At 61.0% G+C, this 16,912-nt stretch carries 14 protein-coding genes; 12 read left to right on the forward strand and 2 right to left on the reverse strand.

The features are described from left to right. Positions 1–119 precede the first annotated feature (119 nt). Both F560_RS0100525 and F560_RS0100530 read left to right on the forward strand, forming a co-directional pair. Positions 120–725: a xanthine phosphoribosyltransferase gene (locus F560_RS0100525; protein WP_026298015.1), complete on the forward strand. Its 606-nt coding sequence runs from the start codon at positions 120–122 to the stop codon at positions 723–725. Between the two features lies 1 nt (position 726). Further along, positions 727–2,016: a nucleobase:cation symporter-2 family protein gene (locus F560_RS0100530; protein WP_019003736.1), complete on the forward strand. Its 1,290-nt coding sequence runs from the start codon at positions 727–729 to the stop codon at positions 2,014–2,016. An 87-nt stretch (positions 2,017–2,103) separates the two neighbouring features. Here the strand turns inward: F560_RS0100530 and F560_RS0100535 are convergent, their stop codons facing one another. Next, a complete protein-coding gene (locus tag F560_RS0100535; RefSeq protein ID WP_019003737.1) occupies positions 2,104–2,322 on the reverse strand; it encodes a DUF2905 domain-containing protein in 219 nt (72 codons plus the stop codon). 151 nt (positions 2,323–2,473) lie between these two features. Between F560_RS0100535 and F560_RS0100540 the strand changes: the two genes are divergently transcribed. The 4 genes from F560_RS0100540 (at position 2,474) to F560_RS0100555 (ending at position 5,791) form a co-directional block, all read left to right on the forward strand. Next, positions 2,474–3,112, forward strand: coding sequence for a ribonuclease HII (locus F560_RS0100540; RefSeq protein WP_019003738.1), 639 nt, complete (start codon positions 2,474–2,476; stop codon positions 3,110–3,112). An 87-nt stretch (positions 3,113–3,199) separates the two neighbouring features. Further along, the gene (gene fliK / locus F560_RS0100545; protein WP_019003739.1) at positions 3,200–5,041 is read left to right on the forward strand and encodes a flagellar hook-length control protein FliK; all 1,842 of its coding nucleotides are present in this window, start codon (positions 3,200–3,202) and stop codon (positions 5,039–5,041) included. Beyond that, positions 5,038–5,370, forward strand: coding sequence for an EscU/YscU/HrcU family type III secretion system export apparatus switch protein (locus F560_RS0100550; protein WP_019003740.1), 333 nt, complete (start codon positions 5,038–5,040; stop codon positions 5,368–5,370). The genes fliK and F560_RS0100550 overlap by 4 nt, the downstream gene beginning before the upstream one ends. Before the next feature lie 13 nt (positions 5,371–5,383). Next, on the forward strand, positions 5,384–5,791 hold the full coding sequence (locus tag F560_RS0100555) for a YraN family protein (RefSeq protein ID WP_019003741.1): 408 nt from the start codon (positions 5,384–5,386) through the stop codon (positions 5,789–5,791). A 610-nt stretch (positions 5,792–6,401) separates the two neighbouring features. On the opposite strand, the gene F560_RS0100560 is transcribed toward F560_RS0100555, so the two are convergent. Further along, positions 6,402–7,976 carry a YifB family Mg chelatase-like AAA ATPase gene (locus F560_RS0100560; RefSeq protein WP_019003742.1) on the reverse strand — a complete coding sequence of 525 codons (1,575 nt, stop codon included), beginning with the start codon at positions 7,974–7,976 and terminating at the stop codon, positions 6,402–6,404. Between the two features lie 376 nt (positions 7,977–8,352). On the opposite strand from F560_RS0100560, the gene sucC reads away from it, so the two are divergent. From sucC to hslV, 6 genes are all read left to right on the forward strand, one after another. Further along, positions 8,353–9,513 carry an ADP-forming succinate--CoA ligase subunit beta gene (gene sucC / locus F560_RS0100565; RefSeq protein ID WP_019003743.1) on the forward strand — a complete coding sequence of 387 codons (1,161 nt, stop codon included), beginning with the start codon at positions 8,353–8,355 and terminating at the stop codon, positions 9,511–9,513. Between the two features lie 31 nt (positions 9,514–9,544). Next, positions 9,545–10,471 carry a succinate--CoA ligase subunit alpha gene (gene sucD / locus F560_RS0100570; protein WP_019003744.1) on the forward strand — a complete coding sequence of 309 codons (927 nt, stop codon included), beginning with the start codon at positions 9,545–9,547 and terminating at the stop codon, positions 10,469–10,471. 862 nt (positions 10,472–11,333) lie between these two features. After that, positions 11,334–12,479, forward strand: a complete 1,146-nt coding sequence (gene dprA / locus F560_RS0100580) for a DNA-processing protein DprA (protein ID WP_019003746.1) — start codon at positions 11,334–11,336, stop codon at positions 12,477–12,479. A 289-nt stretch (positions 12,480–12,768) separates the two neighbouring features. Further along, complete coding sequence (topA, locus tag F560_RS0100585) at positions 12,769–14,865, forward strand: type I DNA topoisomerase (protein ID WP_020621258.1); 2,097 nt, start codon at positions 12,769–12,771, stop codon at positions 14,863–14,865. Positions 14,866–14,914: 49 nt separating this feature from the next. Beyond that, positions 14,915–16,249, forward strand: a complete 1,335-nt coding sequence (gene trmFO / locus F560_RS0100590) for an FADH(2)-oxidizing methylenetetrahydrofolate--tRNA-(uracil(54)-C(5))-methyltransferase TrmFO (RefSeq protein WP_019003748.1) — start codon at positions 14,915–14,917, stop codon at positions 16,247–16,249. Between the two features lie 116 nt (positions 16,250–16,365). Beyond that, the gene (hslV, locus tag F560_RS0100595; protein ID WP_019003749.1) at positions 16,366–16,908 is read left to right on the forward strand and encodes an ATP-dependent protease subunit HslV; all 543 of its coding nucleotides are present in this window, start codon (positions 16,366–16,368) and stop codon (positions 16,906–16,908) included. Positions 16,909–16,912 lie beyond the last annotated feature (4 nt).

Below are 16,912 nucleotides of genomic sequence, written 5' to 3' on the forward strand. Positions count from 1 at the left end.
GGCGATGCTGGCACTTGAAGTGCCGCCATAAGGGATGAATCCCCGGGACAAGCTTCACTTGAGAAACCGCTCAAGGAGCTTGTCCCTTTTTTTCATGCAGAAAGGGACGGTAGATGGCGATGGAAGTGCTCTTGGAACGGATACGCCGAGAGGGATTGATTTTGTCCGATAAGGTGCTGAAAGTCGATTCGTTTCTGAATCACCAGGTGGATACGCAGCTTGCCTTGGAGATCGGACGCGAGTTCGGGCGAATCTTTGCGGACGAACCGGTAACGAAGGTGCTCACCATTGAAGCCAGCGGCATACAATTTGCGATGGCGACGGGGATCGCGCTGAACGTGCCGTTTATTTATGCGAAAAAGAAAAAAGCCGTTACGCTCTCCGAAGAGGTGTATTCGGCGCAGGTGCATTCGTTCACCCGGGGGGAGACGTATCAGGTCAGCATTTCCCGAAAATATCTGGGCCCGGACGACCGGGTGCTGATCGTGGACGATTTTCTGGCGACGGGAGCGGCGCTTGCGGGGCTGGTCAAGATCGTCAGGGAATCCGGGGCGAAGCTGGCAGGCGTAGGCTGCGTGATCGAGAAAAGCTTCCAGGAAGGCCGACGTCTGCTGGAGGAGATGGACGTCAGGGTTCATTCGCTGGCACGCATCGCTTCGATGTCGCCGGGCGAGATTCAGTTCATAGAAGAAAGCTCAATCCATCGCGTCAAGGAGACGGTATAGGATGTTAACCAAAAAAAGAGTCTTTGCCTTAGGCTTCCAGCATGTGCTGGCGATGTACGCGGGGGCTGTCGTGGTGCCTCTGATCGTCGGGGGAGCGCTCCACTTGACCGCCGCCCAGATGGCTTATCTGATCGCCGCGGACTTGTTCACCTGCGGGATCGCCACGATTTTGCAGACGATGGGGACCAAATATTTCGGCAGCCGGCTTCCCGTCGTATTGGGCTGCACGTTTACCGCCGTCGGACCGATTATCGCCATTGCGTCGTCTTCGAACCTGGCTACCGTATACGGGGCCGTGATCTTATCCGGTTTATTCGTCGTGCTGGCCGCTCCTTTGTACGGGAAGATGTTAAGGTTCTTCCCCACGATTGTCATCGGCTCGGTCGTTACGATCATCGGGCTGTCGCTGATTCCCGTCGCGATGAACAACGCGGCAGGCGGGCAGGGCAGCGCCGATTTCGGCGAGCCGCGCAATCTGCTGCTGGCCGTTGTCACGTTGATCGTCATTTTGGCCGTGAACCGTCTGTCCAAAGGGTTTATGCGGGCGATATCCGTACTGGTCGGCTTGGCGGCCGGTACGCTTGCCGGTTACTTCATGGGCGTCGTCAGCTTCTCGTCCGTCGGGGAAGCTTCCTGGGTCAGCATCGCGCAACCGTTCTACTTCGGCGTGCCCCAGATCAGCTTGACGGCCGTGATCACGATGATTCTCGTCAATATCGTCAGCATGGTGGAGTCGACGGGCGTTTATCTGGCGGTCGGCAAGGCGACGGATCAGAAGGTCGAACCGGCGCAGATCGTGAACGGTTTGCGCTCCGAAGGGCTTGCGATCACGCTGGGCGGGATCTTCAACGCGTTCCCTTACACGGCGTTTTCGCAAAATGTCGGCCTGATCTCGCTGACGAAGGTCAAATCCCGGGACGTTATTTTTGCGGCCGGCGCGATCATGGTGGTCCTCGGCTTGCTGCCCAAGCTGGCCGCCTTGACGACCGTCATTCCCAATGCGGTGCTGGGCGGCGCCATGATCGTCATGTTCGGCTCGGTCGCGGCTTCCGGCATCTCGATTCTGTCGCAGGTCGATCTGCGCAAGGACGGCAACCTGCTGATCGCCGCCTGCAGCATCGCGGTCGGCCTGGGCTCGGCGACGCTGCCGCAGATGTTCGACCAGCTGCCGGACTTCGCGAAGATGCTTCTGCAGAACGGCATCGTATCCGGCTCGCTGACGGCGATCGTGCTGAATCTGTTAATTTCGAGGCAAAGCGAGGCGGCCCCGGTCGTCCAGCAGCATTCATAAGGCAATGGATTTTCAAGAGAAACGGCGCATCGTCCTTGACTTGAGCAAGGACGTTTGCGCCGTTTTCTTCTTGTCGCCGGCCGGATTTCACTTGGACAGCCACCGGAACAGGTAGGCGATAAGAGAGAGCGCCGCGCTTAACAGAATGCAGGTCGCGAGCGGAAAGTAAAATTTGAAGTTCTCTTTCTCGACGACGATATCGCCGGGCAGACGGCCCAGGTGGATAAAACGGCCCAGCAGCATCCAAAGCAAACCGGCGACGATCAGCACGATGCCGGACCCGATCAGCAATTTGGCCATGTTCATTTTTCCATCACCTACAATGATTGTACCCGAACCGGAACGATTCGTTCCACTTGCCGTTTGGCCGGACGAAAAAAAAACTTGCCGAAAAAGGGCGGTTTCATGGACAATAGGGTCATCATGCGAAATCATTTCCGGGAAGGCGGAATGCGTAGTGGAATCATCTGACCAAAAGCCGAACCGGCTTGAATTCGAAACAAAGCTTTGGGACGGGGGCCTCGTCGCCGTCGCCGGCGTGGACGAGGTGGGAAGAGGCTGCCTGTTCGGCGATGTCGTCGCGGCGGCGGTCGTCTTCCGTCCGGGAACCGTCCTGGAGGACATCAACGATTCGAAGCAATTAAGCGAAAAGAAGCGGGAGCGGCTGTACGAGCTGATTTTGGCGGAAGCGGAGGCGTGGTCGGTCGCCCGCGTCGACGCCGCCACGATCGACCGGATCAACATTCGCCAGGCTTCGCGGCTTGCGATGAAGCTGGCGGTCGAGGGGCTGTCCGTCACGCCCCAGCATCTGCTCGTCGATGCGGAAACGGTCGCCGTGGACATCCCGCAGACGGCCATCGTCAAGGGCGATGCGCGAAGCCAATCGATCGGCGCCGCGTCGATCGTGGCCAAGGTAACCCGCGACCGGCTTTGCCGCGAGGTTTGGGACGTCATGTATCCGGGGTACGGCATCGCCGCCAACAAAGGCTATGCGACGAAGGAGCACCGGGAAGCGCTGCTGGCGCTCGGGCCTACGCCATTGCACCGCCATTCGTTTTTGAGCGGGATTTTGTCGGTTCAGCAGGAACTGTTCTAACTTGAATGGAGCGCGATTGCTGCCGATACATAAATTGTGCGGGATTTTCGTCAGACAATCGGTTTTTTCTTGGAAAGGAGGCAGCGCATGAATGCCAATATCGGCTCGTTGCTTCGGGCGATGATGGGCGAGGTTCAGCCGTCGGAAAGCGCCCGCGCGCTTGAATTGAGGATCGGCCAGATCGTCAGGGGCGTCCTCGTGGAAATGCTGGATGATGGCGAAGCCGTCCTTAACGTGAACGGGGTCAAAGTGCGGGCGCGGCTCGAGGCGGAGCTGCCGGTCGGCCGGGGGACGCTGCTGCAAGTCCAGCCCGAGTCCCAAAGCGGCCTCATCGTGCTGAAGCCGCTGGCGGAGGCGCCCGAAGCCGCTCCGAACGAAGTGGTGCGGGGCGCGCTGAAATCGTTCGGCCTGCCCGACGCGAAATGGGCGGAAGATTTGGTCCGAGGGCTCAAGCGCGACGGCTACGCCCTCGACAAAGAGACCGCCGCCTGGTTCCGGCAGGCTCTTGAGGCAAAACCCGCGGGCGCCGGCGCCAAGGAATGGGCGAATGCCGCCGCCGTGGCGTTCCGGCGCGGCCTTGCGCCGACGGAGGCGACGATCGCTTCGCTGCGGCAGGCGCTGTTCGGGCCGCCGCTGCATGCGCAGCTGGCGGCGTTCGAGACGCAGCTGGCGGCGTTTGCGGCGGCGGCCAAGCCCGGCAGCGGACAGGCCGAGGCGGCCGGCCGGCTGCTCGGCCTGCTTGCGGAGGGCGCGGCTTTGCTGTCCGAAGGCGCCCGTCGGACGGCCGAGGACGCCATTGCGCAGCTGCCGCGGCAGCAGGCGGGCCCGGCGGGAGCCGCGGCCCAGGGGGCCGGCCCAAGCGCGGCGGAACGGCCCGCGGCATCCGGCTCCGGCGCTGTGCAGGCGCCGCTTTCGGCCGCTGCGGTTGCGCCGGAGGCTCAGCCGGCTGCCGGACAGAAGGCGATGCCGCAGCAGCCGATCCTCATGGTTAGCGGGGGCGGGGCGCGGGCGCAGGCGGCGCCGGGTGCGGGAACGGTCGCGGGCGCTCCCGGGCGTGTCCCGGCTTCCGGCGCGTCGGCGGGAGAGGAGCCGCAGCGGACCGCTTCTCCGGAAGCCCGGGACGCCGGAGCCGCCGGCAAGCCGGGCCGGGAAGCCGCCGCGCTTGCGGCCCGTCCTTTCGCAGCCCGGCCGGAGGCTTCGGAGCCGTGGATCGGCCGCTTCCTGCAGTGGCTCGGCGTCGGGCATGAGCGCCAGGCGCTGCTTCAGCCCGATGCGGGCCCGGCTGCGGCCGCTTTCGGAACGGAGCGGAGCGAAGAGTCCGGGGGCCAAGACGCGGCCAAAGTCCAAGAGACGCTGAAGGGCGCGCTGCTGGCGCTGGCGGGCCGGGACGATGTCCCCGCGCCGCTGCGCGAGGCGGCAAGCAGCCTGGCGCAGCAAATCGCCGGCCAGCAGCTGCTGCTCTCCCCCGAGCGGCAAAATACGGGGATGCTGAGCCATATGGTCTTTTTCGTCCCGCTCAAAGGCGAAGACGGCGACACGACGGCGACGATCCACGTGCAGACGCGGCGCGGAAGACGCGGCGAATGGGATGCGGACAACTGCCGGCTGCTGTTCGACTTGAAGATGAAGCATTTGGGCGAGACGCTGGTCGACGTTTCGGTCGTGAACAAGATGGTGTCGCTCAAAATATGGAACGACCGTCCGTGGGTGGCCGACCTGATCGAATCGGCCAGAGACGAAGCGCAGGAACGCCTGCTGTCGGCTGGATACCAGCTTTTGTCGCTCAAATCGGCATCCTTGCCGAAGCCGGCCCAGGGAGACGGCGAACCCGCTTCCGCCGAAGCGTTCCGGCGGCCCGGCGCCGCGGATGCGCCCGCACCGGACGCGTTCGCCGCGAAGCTTTACAGGGGAGTGGATTTTCGCGCATGAATGCCCAGGATCAACCTCCCAAGCAGCCGCAGCCGCGGACGATCACCAAGAAAGCGGTGGCGCTGAAATACGATCCGGAGCAAGCCCAGGCGCCTGTCGTGGTGGCGAAAGGGCAAGGGGTTCTCGCCGAGGAGATCTTGCGCCGGGCGAAAGAAGGCGGCGTGCCGGTGCAGGAGGACGCTTCGCTGGTGGAGGTCCTGTCGAAGCTCGACCTTCAGCAGGAAATTCCGCCGGAACTGTACCGGCTTGTCGCCGAGATTTTGAGCTTTGTCTACCGCACGGACCGGAAAGCCGGGCTGCAGGAACGCAAAGCCGACATGTGGACGTGAGGAGGCGTTGGCGATGGACGAGACGAAAAAGACGGGCGGCGCCTCCCGTTCCGGCGGCTTCGACCGCCGAAAGCGCGCCGGGCGGGAAGCGGAAGAAGCCGCAGCCAAGTATTTGGCGGCGCAAGGATACGCCATCATCGAACGGAACTGGCGCTGCCGGACCGGAGAGATCGATCTGATCGCGGCGGACGGCGGCGTGCTCGTGTTCGTGGAAGTCCGGTCCAGACGCAATCCCTCCCGCTTCGGCTCCGCCGTCGAGGCGTTCTCTTCCGCGAAGCAAGCCCAGGTCCGCAGCGTCGCAAGCGTGTATCTAGCGATGTCGCGCCAGCAGGTCCGCCCCGTCCGCTTCGATGCGATCGCCGTCACGTTCGGCAGGGACGGAAGCGTCAGCGAGCTTCGGCATATTCCGGGCGCTTTCTGAGCGGGCAGAGGTGGTTGCGGCGTACAGACGGCGAAGCAGCCTTTGCGTAGGACGTCTGTGCAAGGTACCTGAGCAAAATGTGTCTACGCAATGGAACTGCATGCCAACACACGCAATGTCCTTCACGGAACATAACTGCTGCACAAAATGACTGCGCAATGCAACTGAGTAAAATGGCTACATAATGCTACTGCATTCAACAAATTGCCTACGTAATACAACTGTACGTCATACAGCTGCGCAGATGCTATGCAGGCCAAGGATGTTACGATGCATAACGGCGGCAAATGAATCGGAGCTTGCACCCGTCGTCTTCTTCACAGGCGATCTGATCCGTGTACTTCATATCTGTCTACTTTCTTTGTCTTGCGGCAGGAGCTATCATGGAAAAATTCCAATGACCGAAGGCGTTTCCCTCTGAGAAGCCGCTCTACATTGGATTTTTCCATTGAATTTGCGGGCTTGGGCGGAAAATTCCCTCAACATGGCGTTGTAGATTGGATGAAATCCAAGATAGGTGTAGAAGGCGCTGAAAACGAACCGGCACGTTGGAAAAAATCCAGGATAGCCGCAAGCCGACCAACCCCCAACCGCAACCGGCATAAACTCTTTATTTGCCGTTCTGGCTCGTGAAGCCCGGCGGGTCGGAAGCCGGCTTGTCCAGGCAGCGGTACCGCACCGCTTCGGCGACATGCTCGGCTTCGATCCGTTCGCTTGCGGCCAAGTCGGCGATCGTGCGCGACATTTTGAGAATTCTGTCGTGCGCCCGGTGGCTAAGCCCGAGCCGGTCGTAGATGCCGGCCAGCAGCTTCTCGGCGTCGGGCGCCAAACGGGCGAATTCCGCCAGCTTTCTGCCCTGAAGCTCGCTGTTCCATCGGATCCCGCTGTTCCGGTAGCGGGCTTTTTGCCGTTCGATCGCCTCGGCCACCCGCTCCCGGGCCCAGGCGGACGTCCATTCGCCGGAAGGGGCGCCCCGCCCCGACTGCCGGGGCATCTCCACCTGAAGGTCGATGCGGTCGACGAGCGGCCCCGACAGCCGCGACCGGTAGCGGGCGACGGCCGCCGCCGAACAGGTGCAGACGCGGTCGCCGTCAAAGCCCCAATAACCGCAAGGACAGGGATTAAGCGAAACCGCCAGCAAAAAATCCGCCGGAAAAGCGGTTGAGCCCCGCGCCCGGCCGATCGTCACGCGGCGGTCTTCCAAAGGCTGCCTGAGAGCTTCCAGCGCGCCGCGGGTGAATTCCGGCAGCTCGTCCAGAAACAGGACGCCGTGATGCGCAAGCGTCACTTCTCCCGGCTTCGGCACCGTTCCGCCGCCGATCAGCCCGGCGACCGAGATCGAATGGTGAGGGGAGCGGAACGGGCGTCTGCGGATCAATCCCTGACGGCCGCCGAGCTTGCCGCAGACGCTATATATCTTCGTCACGGCGAGCGCTTCCTCGTCGTCCAGCGGCGGAAGCAGCGTGGGAAGGCGTCGGCACAGCATCGTTTTCCCCGTTCCGGGCGGCCCGACGACCAGAAGGTTGTGCTTCCCGGCCGCGGCGATAAGCAGCGCGCGCTTGCCGTGCGTTTGGCCGACTACGTCGGCCAGGTCGACATCGTTCGCGAATGCTTCCGTTGCCGCGGGTTCGCCTACGCTCTCCGGCGCGTCGCTGCAGGCGTTGCCGACGGACCCCGCGCCCCGGGGGCCTTGCTTCCATTCGCCCAGCGAAGCGATGCCGAGCACCTCGATGCCTTCGATCAGCCGCGCTTCGGCGACGCAGGCCCGGGGCACGATCACGCGGCGCAAGCCTTCGCGCCTTGCCCGCTCGACCATCGGCAGCACGCCCGGAACCGGCCGGACTTCGCCGCTGAGCGACAGCTCGCCGATGAGCAGAACGCCGTCGAGCCGTTCCTTCGGCAGTTGTCCGCTTGCGCTTAAAATGCCGGCGGCGATGGCCAGATCGTAAGCGCTCCCTTCCTTGCGCATATCGGCCGGCGCGAGGTTGACGGTGATCCGGTCGAGCGGAAAGGTCATGCCGCCGTTCTGGATGGCGGCGCGCACGCGCTCCACGGATTCGCGGACGGCGGGATCGGGGAGCCCGACGATCGCGACCTGGGGCAACCCGGACGAAAGATTGACTTCGACTTCGATCAGGCGCCCTTCGACGCCGACGACGCTTGCGCTGAGCATTTTCGCATACATGACAAAAAAGCACCCTCCTTCAAACGGTTGCGTTCGCGAAGAAAGGTGCTTCCTTTTCGCCCTATAGGTTCGATTGCTATTAGTCTAGCGGTTCGCATGCGCGTTTGTCAATGCCGCGGGCAGCCGCGGATTATATGCGGATCATATGCAATTTCGGACGGACGCAAGCATGAATTCGGTTTTTTTGGAAATTCTATTATCGTTTCCTGTTGATTTGATCGAATCCTGAGATGAAACCATTGCCAAATGGAGCTAAAAAATTGATGAAAAAAAGAGGAACGCGCGGACAAATAGTGATACAATAATGGAGGTTTCGGTGCGATCGCAAGCGCCGATATGTTCTTCAGATGCGTGTTAAACGGGAGGATGCAGGATCATGAATATTCATGAGTATCAAGGCAAGGAAGTCTTGAGACAGTACGGCGTCACCGTCCCTCGCGGCAAAGTCGCGTTCTCGGTTGACGAAGCGGTCAAAGCCGCCGAAGAACTGGGCACGCCGGTTACGGTCGTCAAAGCGCAAATCCATGCGGGCGGCCGCGGCAAGGCGGGCGGCGTCAAAGTGGCGAAAGGGCTCGACCAGGTTCGGGAATACGCGGAGCAGCTTCTCGGCAAAGTGCTGGTTACCCACCAGACCGGTCCGGAAGGCAAGGAAGTCAAACGCCTCCTGATCGAAGAAGGCTGCGACATTAAAAAAGAATATTACATCGGTCTCGTCGTGGACCGCAGCACCGGACGCATCGTGGTCATGGGATCGGAAGAAGGCGGCACGGAAATCGAAGAAGTCGCGGCCCGCTCGCCGGAGAAAATCATCAAGGAAGTCGTCGATCCGGCCGTCGGTCTGCAAACGTTCCAGGCGCGCAGGCTCGCTTACGCCATCAACATTCCGAACGAGCTGGTCAACAAGGCGACCAAGTTCATTTTGGCGCTGTACAACGCATTCGTCGACAAGGATTGTTCGATTGCCGAGATCAATCCGCTCGTCGTCACGGGCGACGGCAACGTCGTGGCGCTTGACGCGAAGCTGAACTTCGATTCCAACGCTCTGTTCCGCCACAAGGACATTTTGGAACTGCGCGATCTGGACGAAGAAGACGAAAAGGAAATTCAGGCGTCCAAATTCGATCTGTCCTACATCGCGCTGGACGGCAACATCGGCTGCATGGTCAACGGGGCCGGGCTGGCGATGGCGACGATGGACATCATCAAATATTACGGCGGGGAGCCGGCAAACTTCCTTGACGTCGGCGGCGGCGCGACGAAAGAGAAGGTTACCGAAGCGTTCAAAATCATTTTGTCCGACAAGAACGTCAAAGGCATTTTCGTCAACATTTTCGGCGGCATCATGAAGTGCGACGTTATTGCGGAGGGCGTTGTGGCGGCGGCCCGCGAGCTCGGTCTGGACAAGCCGCTCGTCGTTCGCCTGGAAGGCACCAACGTTCAGCTGGGCAAGGAAATTTTGAACAACTCCGGGCTCAATATCGTAGCTGCGGATTCGATGGCCGACGGCGCGCAAAAAATCGTGTCGCTCGTGAAATGACAAGGGAGAACGAACCGGGGAGTGTGAAGTCATGAGTATTTTGATCGATAAAAACACCAAGGTGATCACCCAGGGCATTACGGGGGCGACGGGTCTGTTCCACGCCAAAGGAGCCTTGGATTACGGCACGCAAATGGTCGGCGGCGTTACGCCGGGCAAGGGCGGACAAAAAGTCGACATTACGCTCGAAAACGGAAATACGGTATCGCTACCGATTTTCAACACGGTTAAGGAAGCGGTAGCCGCGACCGGCGCTACGGCGTCCGTCATCTACGTGGCGCCTCCGTTTGCGGCCGACGCCATCATGGAAGCGGTCGACGCGGAGCTCGACCTTGTCATCTGTATCACCGAAGGCATTCCGGTGCTGGATATGGTGAAGGTCAAACGCTACATGGAAGGCAAGAAAACGCGGCTGATCGGGCCGAACTGCCCGGGCGTCATTACGCCGGGAGAATGCAAAATCGGCATCATGCCGGGCTACATCCACAAGAAAGGCCATGTAGGCGTCGTGTCCCGTTCCGGCACGCTGACGTACGAAGCGGTTCACCAGCTCACCAACCGCGGCATCGGCCAATCTTCCGCCGTCGGCATCGGCGGCGATCCGGTCAAAGGCTCCGAGTTCATCGACATTCTTCGCCTCTTTAACGAGGACCCGGACACCTACGCCGTCATCATGATCGGCGAGATCGGCGGTACGGCCGAAGAAGAAGCGGCCGAATGGATCAAGGCGAACATGACGAAGCCGGTCGTCGGCTTCATCGGCGGCGCTACGGCGCCTCCCGGCAAGCGCATGGGTCATGCCGGCGCGATCATCTCCGGCGGCAAGGGCACGGCGGCCGAAAAGATCGCAAAGCTCGAGGAATGCGGCATCCGCGTCGCTCCGACGCCCGCCGAAATGGGCGCAACGCTGGTCAAAGTCCTCGAGGAACGCGGCCTGCTTGAGAAATGCAAAAGCTAAGCGTAAAATAAGAACCGTATCGCATTAACAACGGACAGCACGGACAGGCAAGCAGCCTTCCGCTCCCCCGCAACGGGGGGTGGAGGGCTGCTTTTTTTGCCTTATTGTCGGAGGAACGGTTCGGCTTTCTTTCGCTTGACCGGCCGCGCTGCCGTCTTCGCCTTCGCAACGGCAGTCTGCTCCTTTGCTGCAAGGAGGAGGGATAAAATTCCTTTTTGTCCGATCCCAGTCGACGTTTCCCAAACATGCCTGCACGTACCGTTTTGTTCAAAGTGGTGGCATTGCTCATTTGTCCGTACCGTTTTCCGGTGGGCAAGCAGCATTCACGATTTGTACGAACCGTGTTCCGTCGGCTATGGCATATGCACCCGTTTGTAAGTGCCTTTTGCGCAACTGCAACGCCCTTTTTGGGGAGAGAGGGCGATCGAAGTGCACCAAAAGCAACTGGGCTTCGCATGAGCGCCGAATTTCGCTGGAACGACCGCCTAAGTGCAGAAAAGGCAATTGCATTGGCGACAAAGCGGCGGCCGGGCTCTCGAATTGCTTTTGGGGCAACTGGAAAACGGCTTCGACCGTAAAAAATCAAAAAGCGGGTCGGCCTAGCCATCAAGCCGCAAGGAACCTTCCCGCAAAGAAATCCCGACATAAATCCCGACATAAATCCCGACATAAATCCCGACGTGAATCTCAAGCAAATCTCGATGTAAATCCTAATGTAATATGTAAATCCAATGCAAATCTAACGTGAATCCCAACGCGAAGCCCAACGGTAACCGCAACAATCAACCCCACGGAAGCGTTGGGCGTTCGGGCACTCTTCGGCGATATTAGTTTATCCTTATAATTGGAAGGAGCACGAAACATGCCATTGACGGATCCTCACAGCGAAATCATTATCGCGATGCACGAAACGGCGGGAATCGGCTTTGAAAAGATCAGCCGCATTGTGGCGATGGGCGCGCACAGAGACGCGGAGCGCCGCAGGGAAGGGGATTGGCGCGAACTGGGCCTGAGAGCGGGCGAAGCCGCGGCGTTGACCGCCCGTTTGCGGCCGGAGGCGATGGAAGCCGCCATCCGGCGTAGGGAGCGGGCCGGACTTTCGGCCGTAACCGCGCTTGACGCCGGCTATCCGGCTATGCTGCGGCACACGTACAGGTTTCCGTGGGTTCTTTATTACACCGGAGACATGGAGCTTCTGAAGCGCCCTTCGGTCGGCATGGTCGGGACGCGGACGGCGACTTCGTACGGCCGGCGCGCGGCCGAGGAACTGGCCGCAGGCTGCTCGGCGGGCGGACTGACCGTGGTGAGCGGCATGGCCAAAGGGATCGATACCTGCGCCCACCTCGGGGCGCTGACCGGACGGGCCGGGACGGTGGCGGTGCTCGGCGGACCGGCCGACAATCCGTATCCGCGGGAAAACCGCGCGCTGTACCGGCAAATCGCCGAACGGGGGCTCGTGCTGTCGGAAGTTCCCCCGGGCACGCCGATCGTTCCGGTGTTTTTCCCGCTGCGCAACCGGATTATCGCCGGCATTTCGCTCGGGGTCGTCGTCGTCGAAGCGGGCGAGGGCAGCGGCGCGCTGATTACGGCGGAACGGGCGATAGAAGCGTCCAGGGACGTTTTTGTCGTGCCCGGACCGATTACGTCGCCGCGCAGTCGGGGCGGCCTCAAGCTGCTCAGGGAAGCGTCCGCCAAGCCGGTGATCGACGCGAGCGACATTTTGGCGGAATACGAAAGGCAGCTTGACGAATACTGGGGAGGCCGCGGGGAAAACCGGACCGGACGCGAAGGATGCCGCGCGGAAGCGGCAGCGAAAACCGGCGAAGCCGCCGATCCGCTTCCGGAGGAGGCGGCGCTGTACGAACTGCTCCTCGACGGCCCCAAGACGATCGACGAGCTGCTCGAGCGGAGCGCGGCGGATGCGGGACGGCTGTACAGCCTGCTGCTGTCCCTGGAGCTCAAAGGCAGGATCGAAAGCGGGCCGGGATCGGTCTACCGCGCGATTTAGCCGTCCGGCGGACGGCGGTCCAAGGCAGGCAAGACGCCGAATTCGCTCCCAAATTTGACCGCGGCCTACGGGATGATATACGATGTTTCCGAAGCATATGAACCGGAAGTCCCCGCCTGTCCGTCGCCGGCGCTTTGTTGCGAACATGGCGGAGAATGATTTATGCTACAAGTTAAGCGCAAATTCACCAGCTTTCAGGTTCTGTATATACTATCCTTTGACCGGCCTCTTTTTCCATCGATCCGGCCGGATCCAAAGGACCCGTTGACCGTTGAGAGGAGGAGTGGACGTGGCAGACTCATTGGTCATCGTCGAGTCGCCGGCCAAAGCCAAGACGATTGGCAAATATCTGGGCAGCAAATACATTGTCAAAGCGTCCATGGGCCATATTCGGGATTTGCCGAAAAGTCAGATCGGCGTCGAAGTGAACAACGATTTTCAACCCAAGTATATAACGATTCGCGGAAAGGGCAGCGTCCTGAAGGAACTGAAGGAAGCGAGCAAAAAAGTCAAAAAAGTGTATCTCGCGGCCGACCCCGACCGGGAAGGCGAAGCGATCGCCTGGCATCTTGCGCATTATTTGGAGCTGGACGAAAACGAAGCCTGCCGGGTCGTATTTAACGAAATTACGAAACAGGCGGTCAAGGACGCGTTCAAGTCGCCCCGGCCGATCAACATGGACCTTGTCAACGCCCAGCAGGCGCGGCGCGTTCTGGACCGGCTCGTCGGCTACAAGATCAGCCCGCTGCTGTGGAAAAAGGTCAAAAAAGGGCTCAGCGCCGGGCGCGTGCAGTCGGTCGCCGTCAAGCTGATTATCGACAGGGAAAACGAAATCAAGGCGTTCGTCCCGGAGGAGTACTGGAGCATTACCGCCGGTTTGTCCAAGGACGGCGCTGTCTTCGAAGCCAAATTCCAGGCTCTGGACGGCGAGAAGAAGGAACTGCGCAGCGAAGCCGACGTCCAGGAGGTGCTGGCGAAGATCAAGGACGGCGCCTTCGTCGTCGGCGAAGCGAAGGAGAAGGAACGGCAGCGGCATCCGTCCCCTCCGTTCATCACCAGCTCGCTGCAGCAGGAAGCGGCCCGCAAGCTGAACTTCCGCGCCGCGAAGACGATGCAGATCGCCCAGCAGCTGTACGAGGGCGTCGATCTGGGCAAGGAAGGCACCGTGGGCTTGATTACGTACATGCGCACGGACTCGACGCGGATTTCCCCGGTCGCGCAGGAAGAGGCGAAGGCGTACATTCTGGGCAAGTTCGGCGAAGCGTATTATCCGGAGACTCCGCGCGTCTACACGAAGAAAAACGCCAACGCCCAAGACGCGCACGAAGCGATCCGCCCGACCTCCGTCATGCGGGAACCGGAGCAGGTCAAGCCGTACTTGACGCGCGACCAGTATCGGTTGTACAAGCTCGTATGGGAACGCTTCGTCGCAAGCCAAATGGCGTCCGCCGTGCTGGACACGATGAACGTCGATTTGCATAACGGGCCGGCAACCTTCCGGGCCGTCGGCACCAAGATGAAATTTCCCGGATTTATGAAGGTGTACGTCGAAGGCAACGACGACGGAACGACGGAGGAGGACCGCCTTTTGCCGCCGCTTGCGGCTGGCGACAAGGTCGAAACGAAGTCGATCGAGCCGAAGCAGCATTTCACCCAGCCGCCGCCGCGCTATACCGAGGCCCGTCTCGTGCGGACGCTCGAAGAGCTCGGGATCGGACGCCCCTCCACGTACGCGCCGACGCTGGAGACGATCCAGAAACGCAATTACGTCGCGATCGAGGACAAGAAGTTCGTGCCGACCGAGCTGGGTGAGCTTGTCATTCAGCTCATGGAGGAGTTTTTCCCCGAAATTCTCAACGTCGAGTTCACGGCCCATATGGAGGACGATCTCGACCACGTCGAGGAAGGCAAGGAGAACTGGGTCGACGTCATCAGCGAATTTTACAAGTCGTTCGAAAAACGGTTGGAAGTCGCGGAGGACGAAATGAAGGAAGTGGAGATCCGCGACGAGCCGTCCGACGAAACATGCGACAAATGCGGAAGCCCCATGGTGTACAAGATGGGAAGGTTCGGCAAATTTCTTGCCTGCTCTGCGTTTCCGGAGTGCCGGAACACGAAGCCGATCGTCAAGGCGACCGGCGTCGCCTGCCCCAAATGCGGCAAAGGCCATATCGTGGAGCGGCGCAGCAAGAAGGGGCGGCTGTTTTACGGCTGCGACCGCTATCCCGAGTGCGACTTCGTCTCCTGGGATAAGCCGGTGCCGAAGCCTTGTCCGAGCTGCGGCGGGCTGATGGTGGAGAAGCGCGCGAAGGGCAACGTGAACTGGCACTGCACGCAGTGCGCCCATAGCGAAGTCGCGCCGGAAGCGGAAGAGGCTGCGGAATAAGGACGCGGCGCTTCCGCTGCGCGCGGGAATTGGCAGGAGGGATACCGATTTGAATACGAAAACGTCCGTGACGGTCATCGGCGCGGGACTTGCCGGCAGCGAAGCCGCCTGGCAAATCGCCGCCCAGGGCGTTCCCGTCACGTTATACGAGATGCGTCCCGGGAAGCGGACGCCGGCGCATCATACCGGCCAGTTCGCGGAACTCGTTTGCAGCAACAGCTTGCGGGCCAACGGACTGACGAACGCGGTCGGCGTGCTTAAGGAAGAAATGCGGCGCCTCGATTCGCTGATTCTGTCCGCCGCGGACCGGCACGCCGTGCCGGCCGGAGGCGCCCTGGCCGTCGACCGGGAAGGGTTCTCGGGCGAAGTGACGGAGCGGCTGCGCAATCATCCGCTCGTCACCGTCGTCGACCGGGAAGTGACGCGGATTCCGGAAGACGGCATCGTGGTCGTCGCCACCGGTCCGCTCACCTCGCCGGAGCTGTCGGAGCATATCCGGGAGCTGACGGGGGAAGAGTACTTTTATTTCTTCGACGCGGCTGCGCCGATCGTGGAGAAGGACTCGATCGACATGGACAAAGTCTTTCTCGCGTCCAGGTACGACAAGGGCGAAGCCGCCTATCTGAACTGCCCGATGAACGAGGAAGAGTTCGAGGCGTTTTACGAAGCCTTGATCACGGCGGAGACGGCCGAAGTCAAAGATTTCGAAAAGAACATGGTGTTCGAAGGCTGCATGCCGATCGAGGTGATGGCGGGGCGCGGCAAGCAGACGATGCTGTTCGGGCCGCTGAAGCCCGTCGGCCTAGTCGATCCGAGAACCGGCAAGCAGCCTTACGCCGTCGTGCAGCTCCGGCAGGACAACGCGGCCGGAACGCTGTTTAATCTGGTCGGCTTTCAGACCCATCTCAAATGGGGGGAGCAGAAGCGGGTGTTTTCGCTCATCCCCGGGCTCGAGCATGCGGAATTTGTGCGCTACGGCGTGATGCACCGCAATACGTTCCTCAATTCGCCGAAGCTGCTGCGTCCGACGTACCAGTTCAACAAGCGCGATTCGCTGTTTTTTGCCGGACAGATGACCGGCGTCGAAGGCTACGTGGAATCGGCGGCGTCCGGCCTTGTCGCGGGAATCAACGCGGGCAGGCTCGCGCGGGGGCTCGATCCGGTCGTGCCGCCGCCGCAGACGGCGCTCGGCAGCATGTCGCACTATATCACGACGGCGGATTTCCGCCATTTTCAACCGATGAACGCGAATTTCGGCCTGTTCCCGCCGCTTGGGGAACGGGTGCGCAACAAAAAGGAAAAGAACGAGGCGATAGCCGCCAGAGCTTTGGAACAAATCGAAAGCTTCAAGTCGCTTCTTGCGGCAAGTGCCGCGGCGACTTGATTCGGCAGAGGCAGCGGGGATTGTGGGCCGCTGCTTTGCCGCGTTACCCGGGCTTCCGATGAAGCCCGCGCTGCGCGCTGCTTTGGCCCGCGACAAAACGTAGGGAGGAAACGAATATGGACATGAGCTTTCACGCCACCACCATCTGCGCGGTGCGGCACAACGGCAAAGGCGCGATCGCCGGAGACGGGCAGGTCACGTTCGGCAACAGCATGGTCATGAAGCACACGGCCAAAAAAGTCCGCCGGCTGTACCGCGGGCAGGTGCTGGCCGGTTTTGCCGGCTCGGTCGCCGATGCGATCACGCTGTTCGAGAAGTTCGAGGGCAAGCTCGAGGAGCATCACGGCAACCTGCAGCGGTCGGCGGTGGAACTGGCGAAGGACTGGCGTTCCGACCGGGTGCTGCGCAAGCTTGAGGCGATGATGATTGTCGTGGACAGCGGCGGGATGCTGCTTTTGTCCGGCAACGGCGAAGTGATCGAGCCTGACGACGGCATTCTCGCGATCGGTTCGGGCGGCAGCTTCGCGCTGGCGGCCGCCCGGGCGCTGAAGCGTTTCTCGCCGCAGCTCGAGGCGAAGGAGATCGCGCGCAACGCGCTGCAAATCGCATCGGAAATCTGCGTTTACACGAACGACAACCTGGTCGTCGAAGAAATTTGACAAA

The sequence above is a fragment of the Cohnella laeviribosi DSM 21336 genome (genome assembly GCF_000378425.1).
Taxonomy (GTDB): domain Bacteria; phylum Bacillota; class Bacilli; order Paenibacillales; family Paenibacillaceae; genus Cohnella; species Cohnella laeviribosi.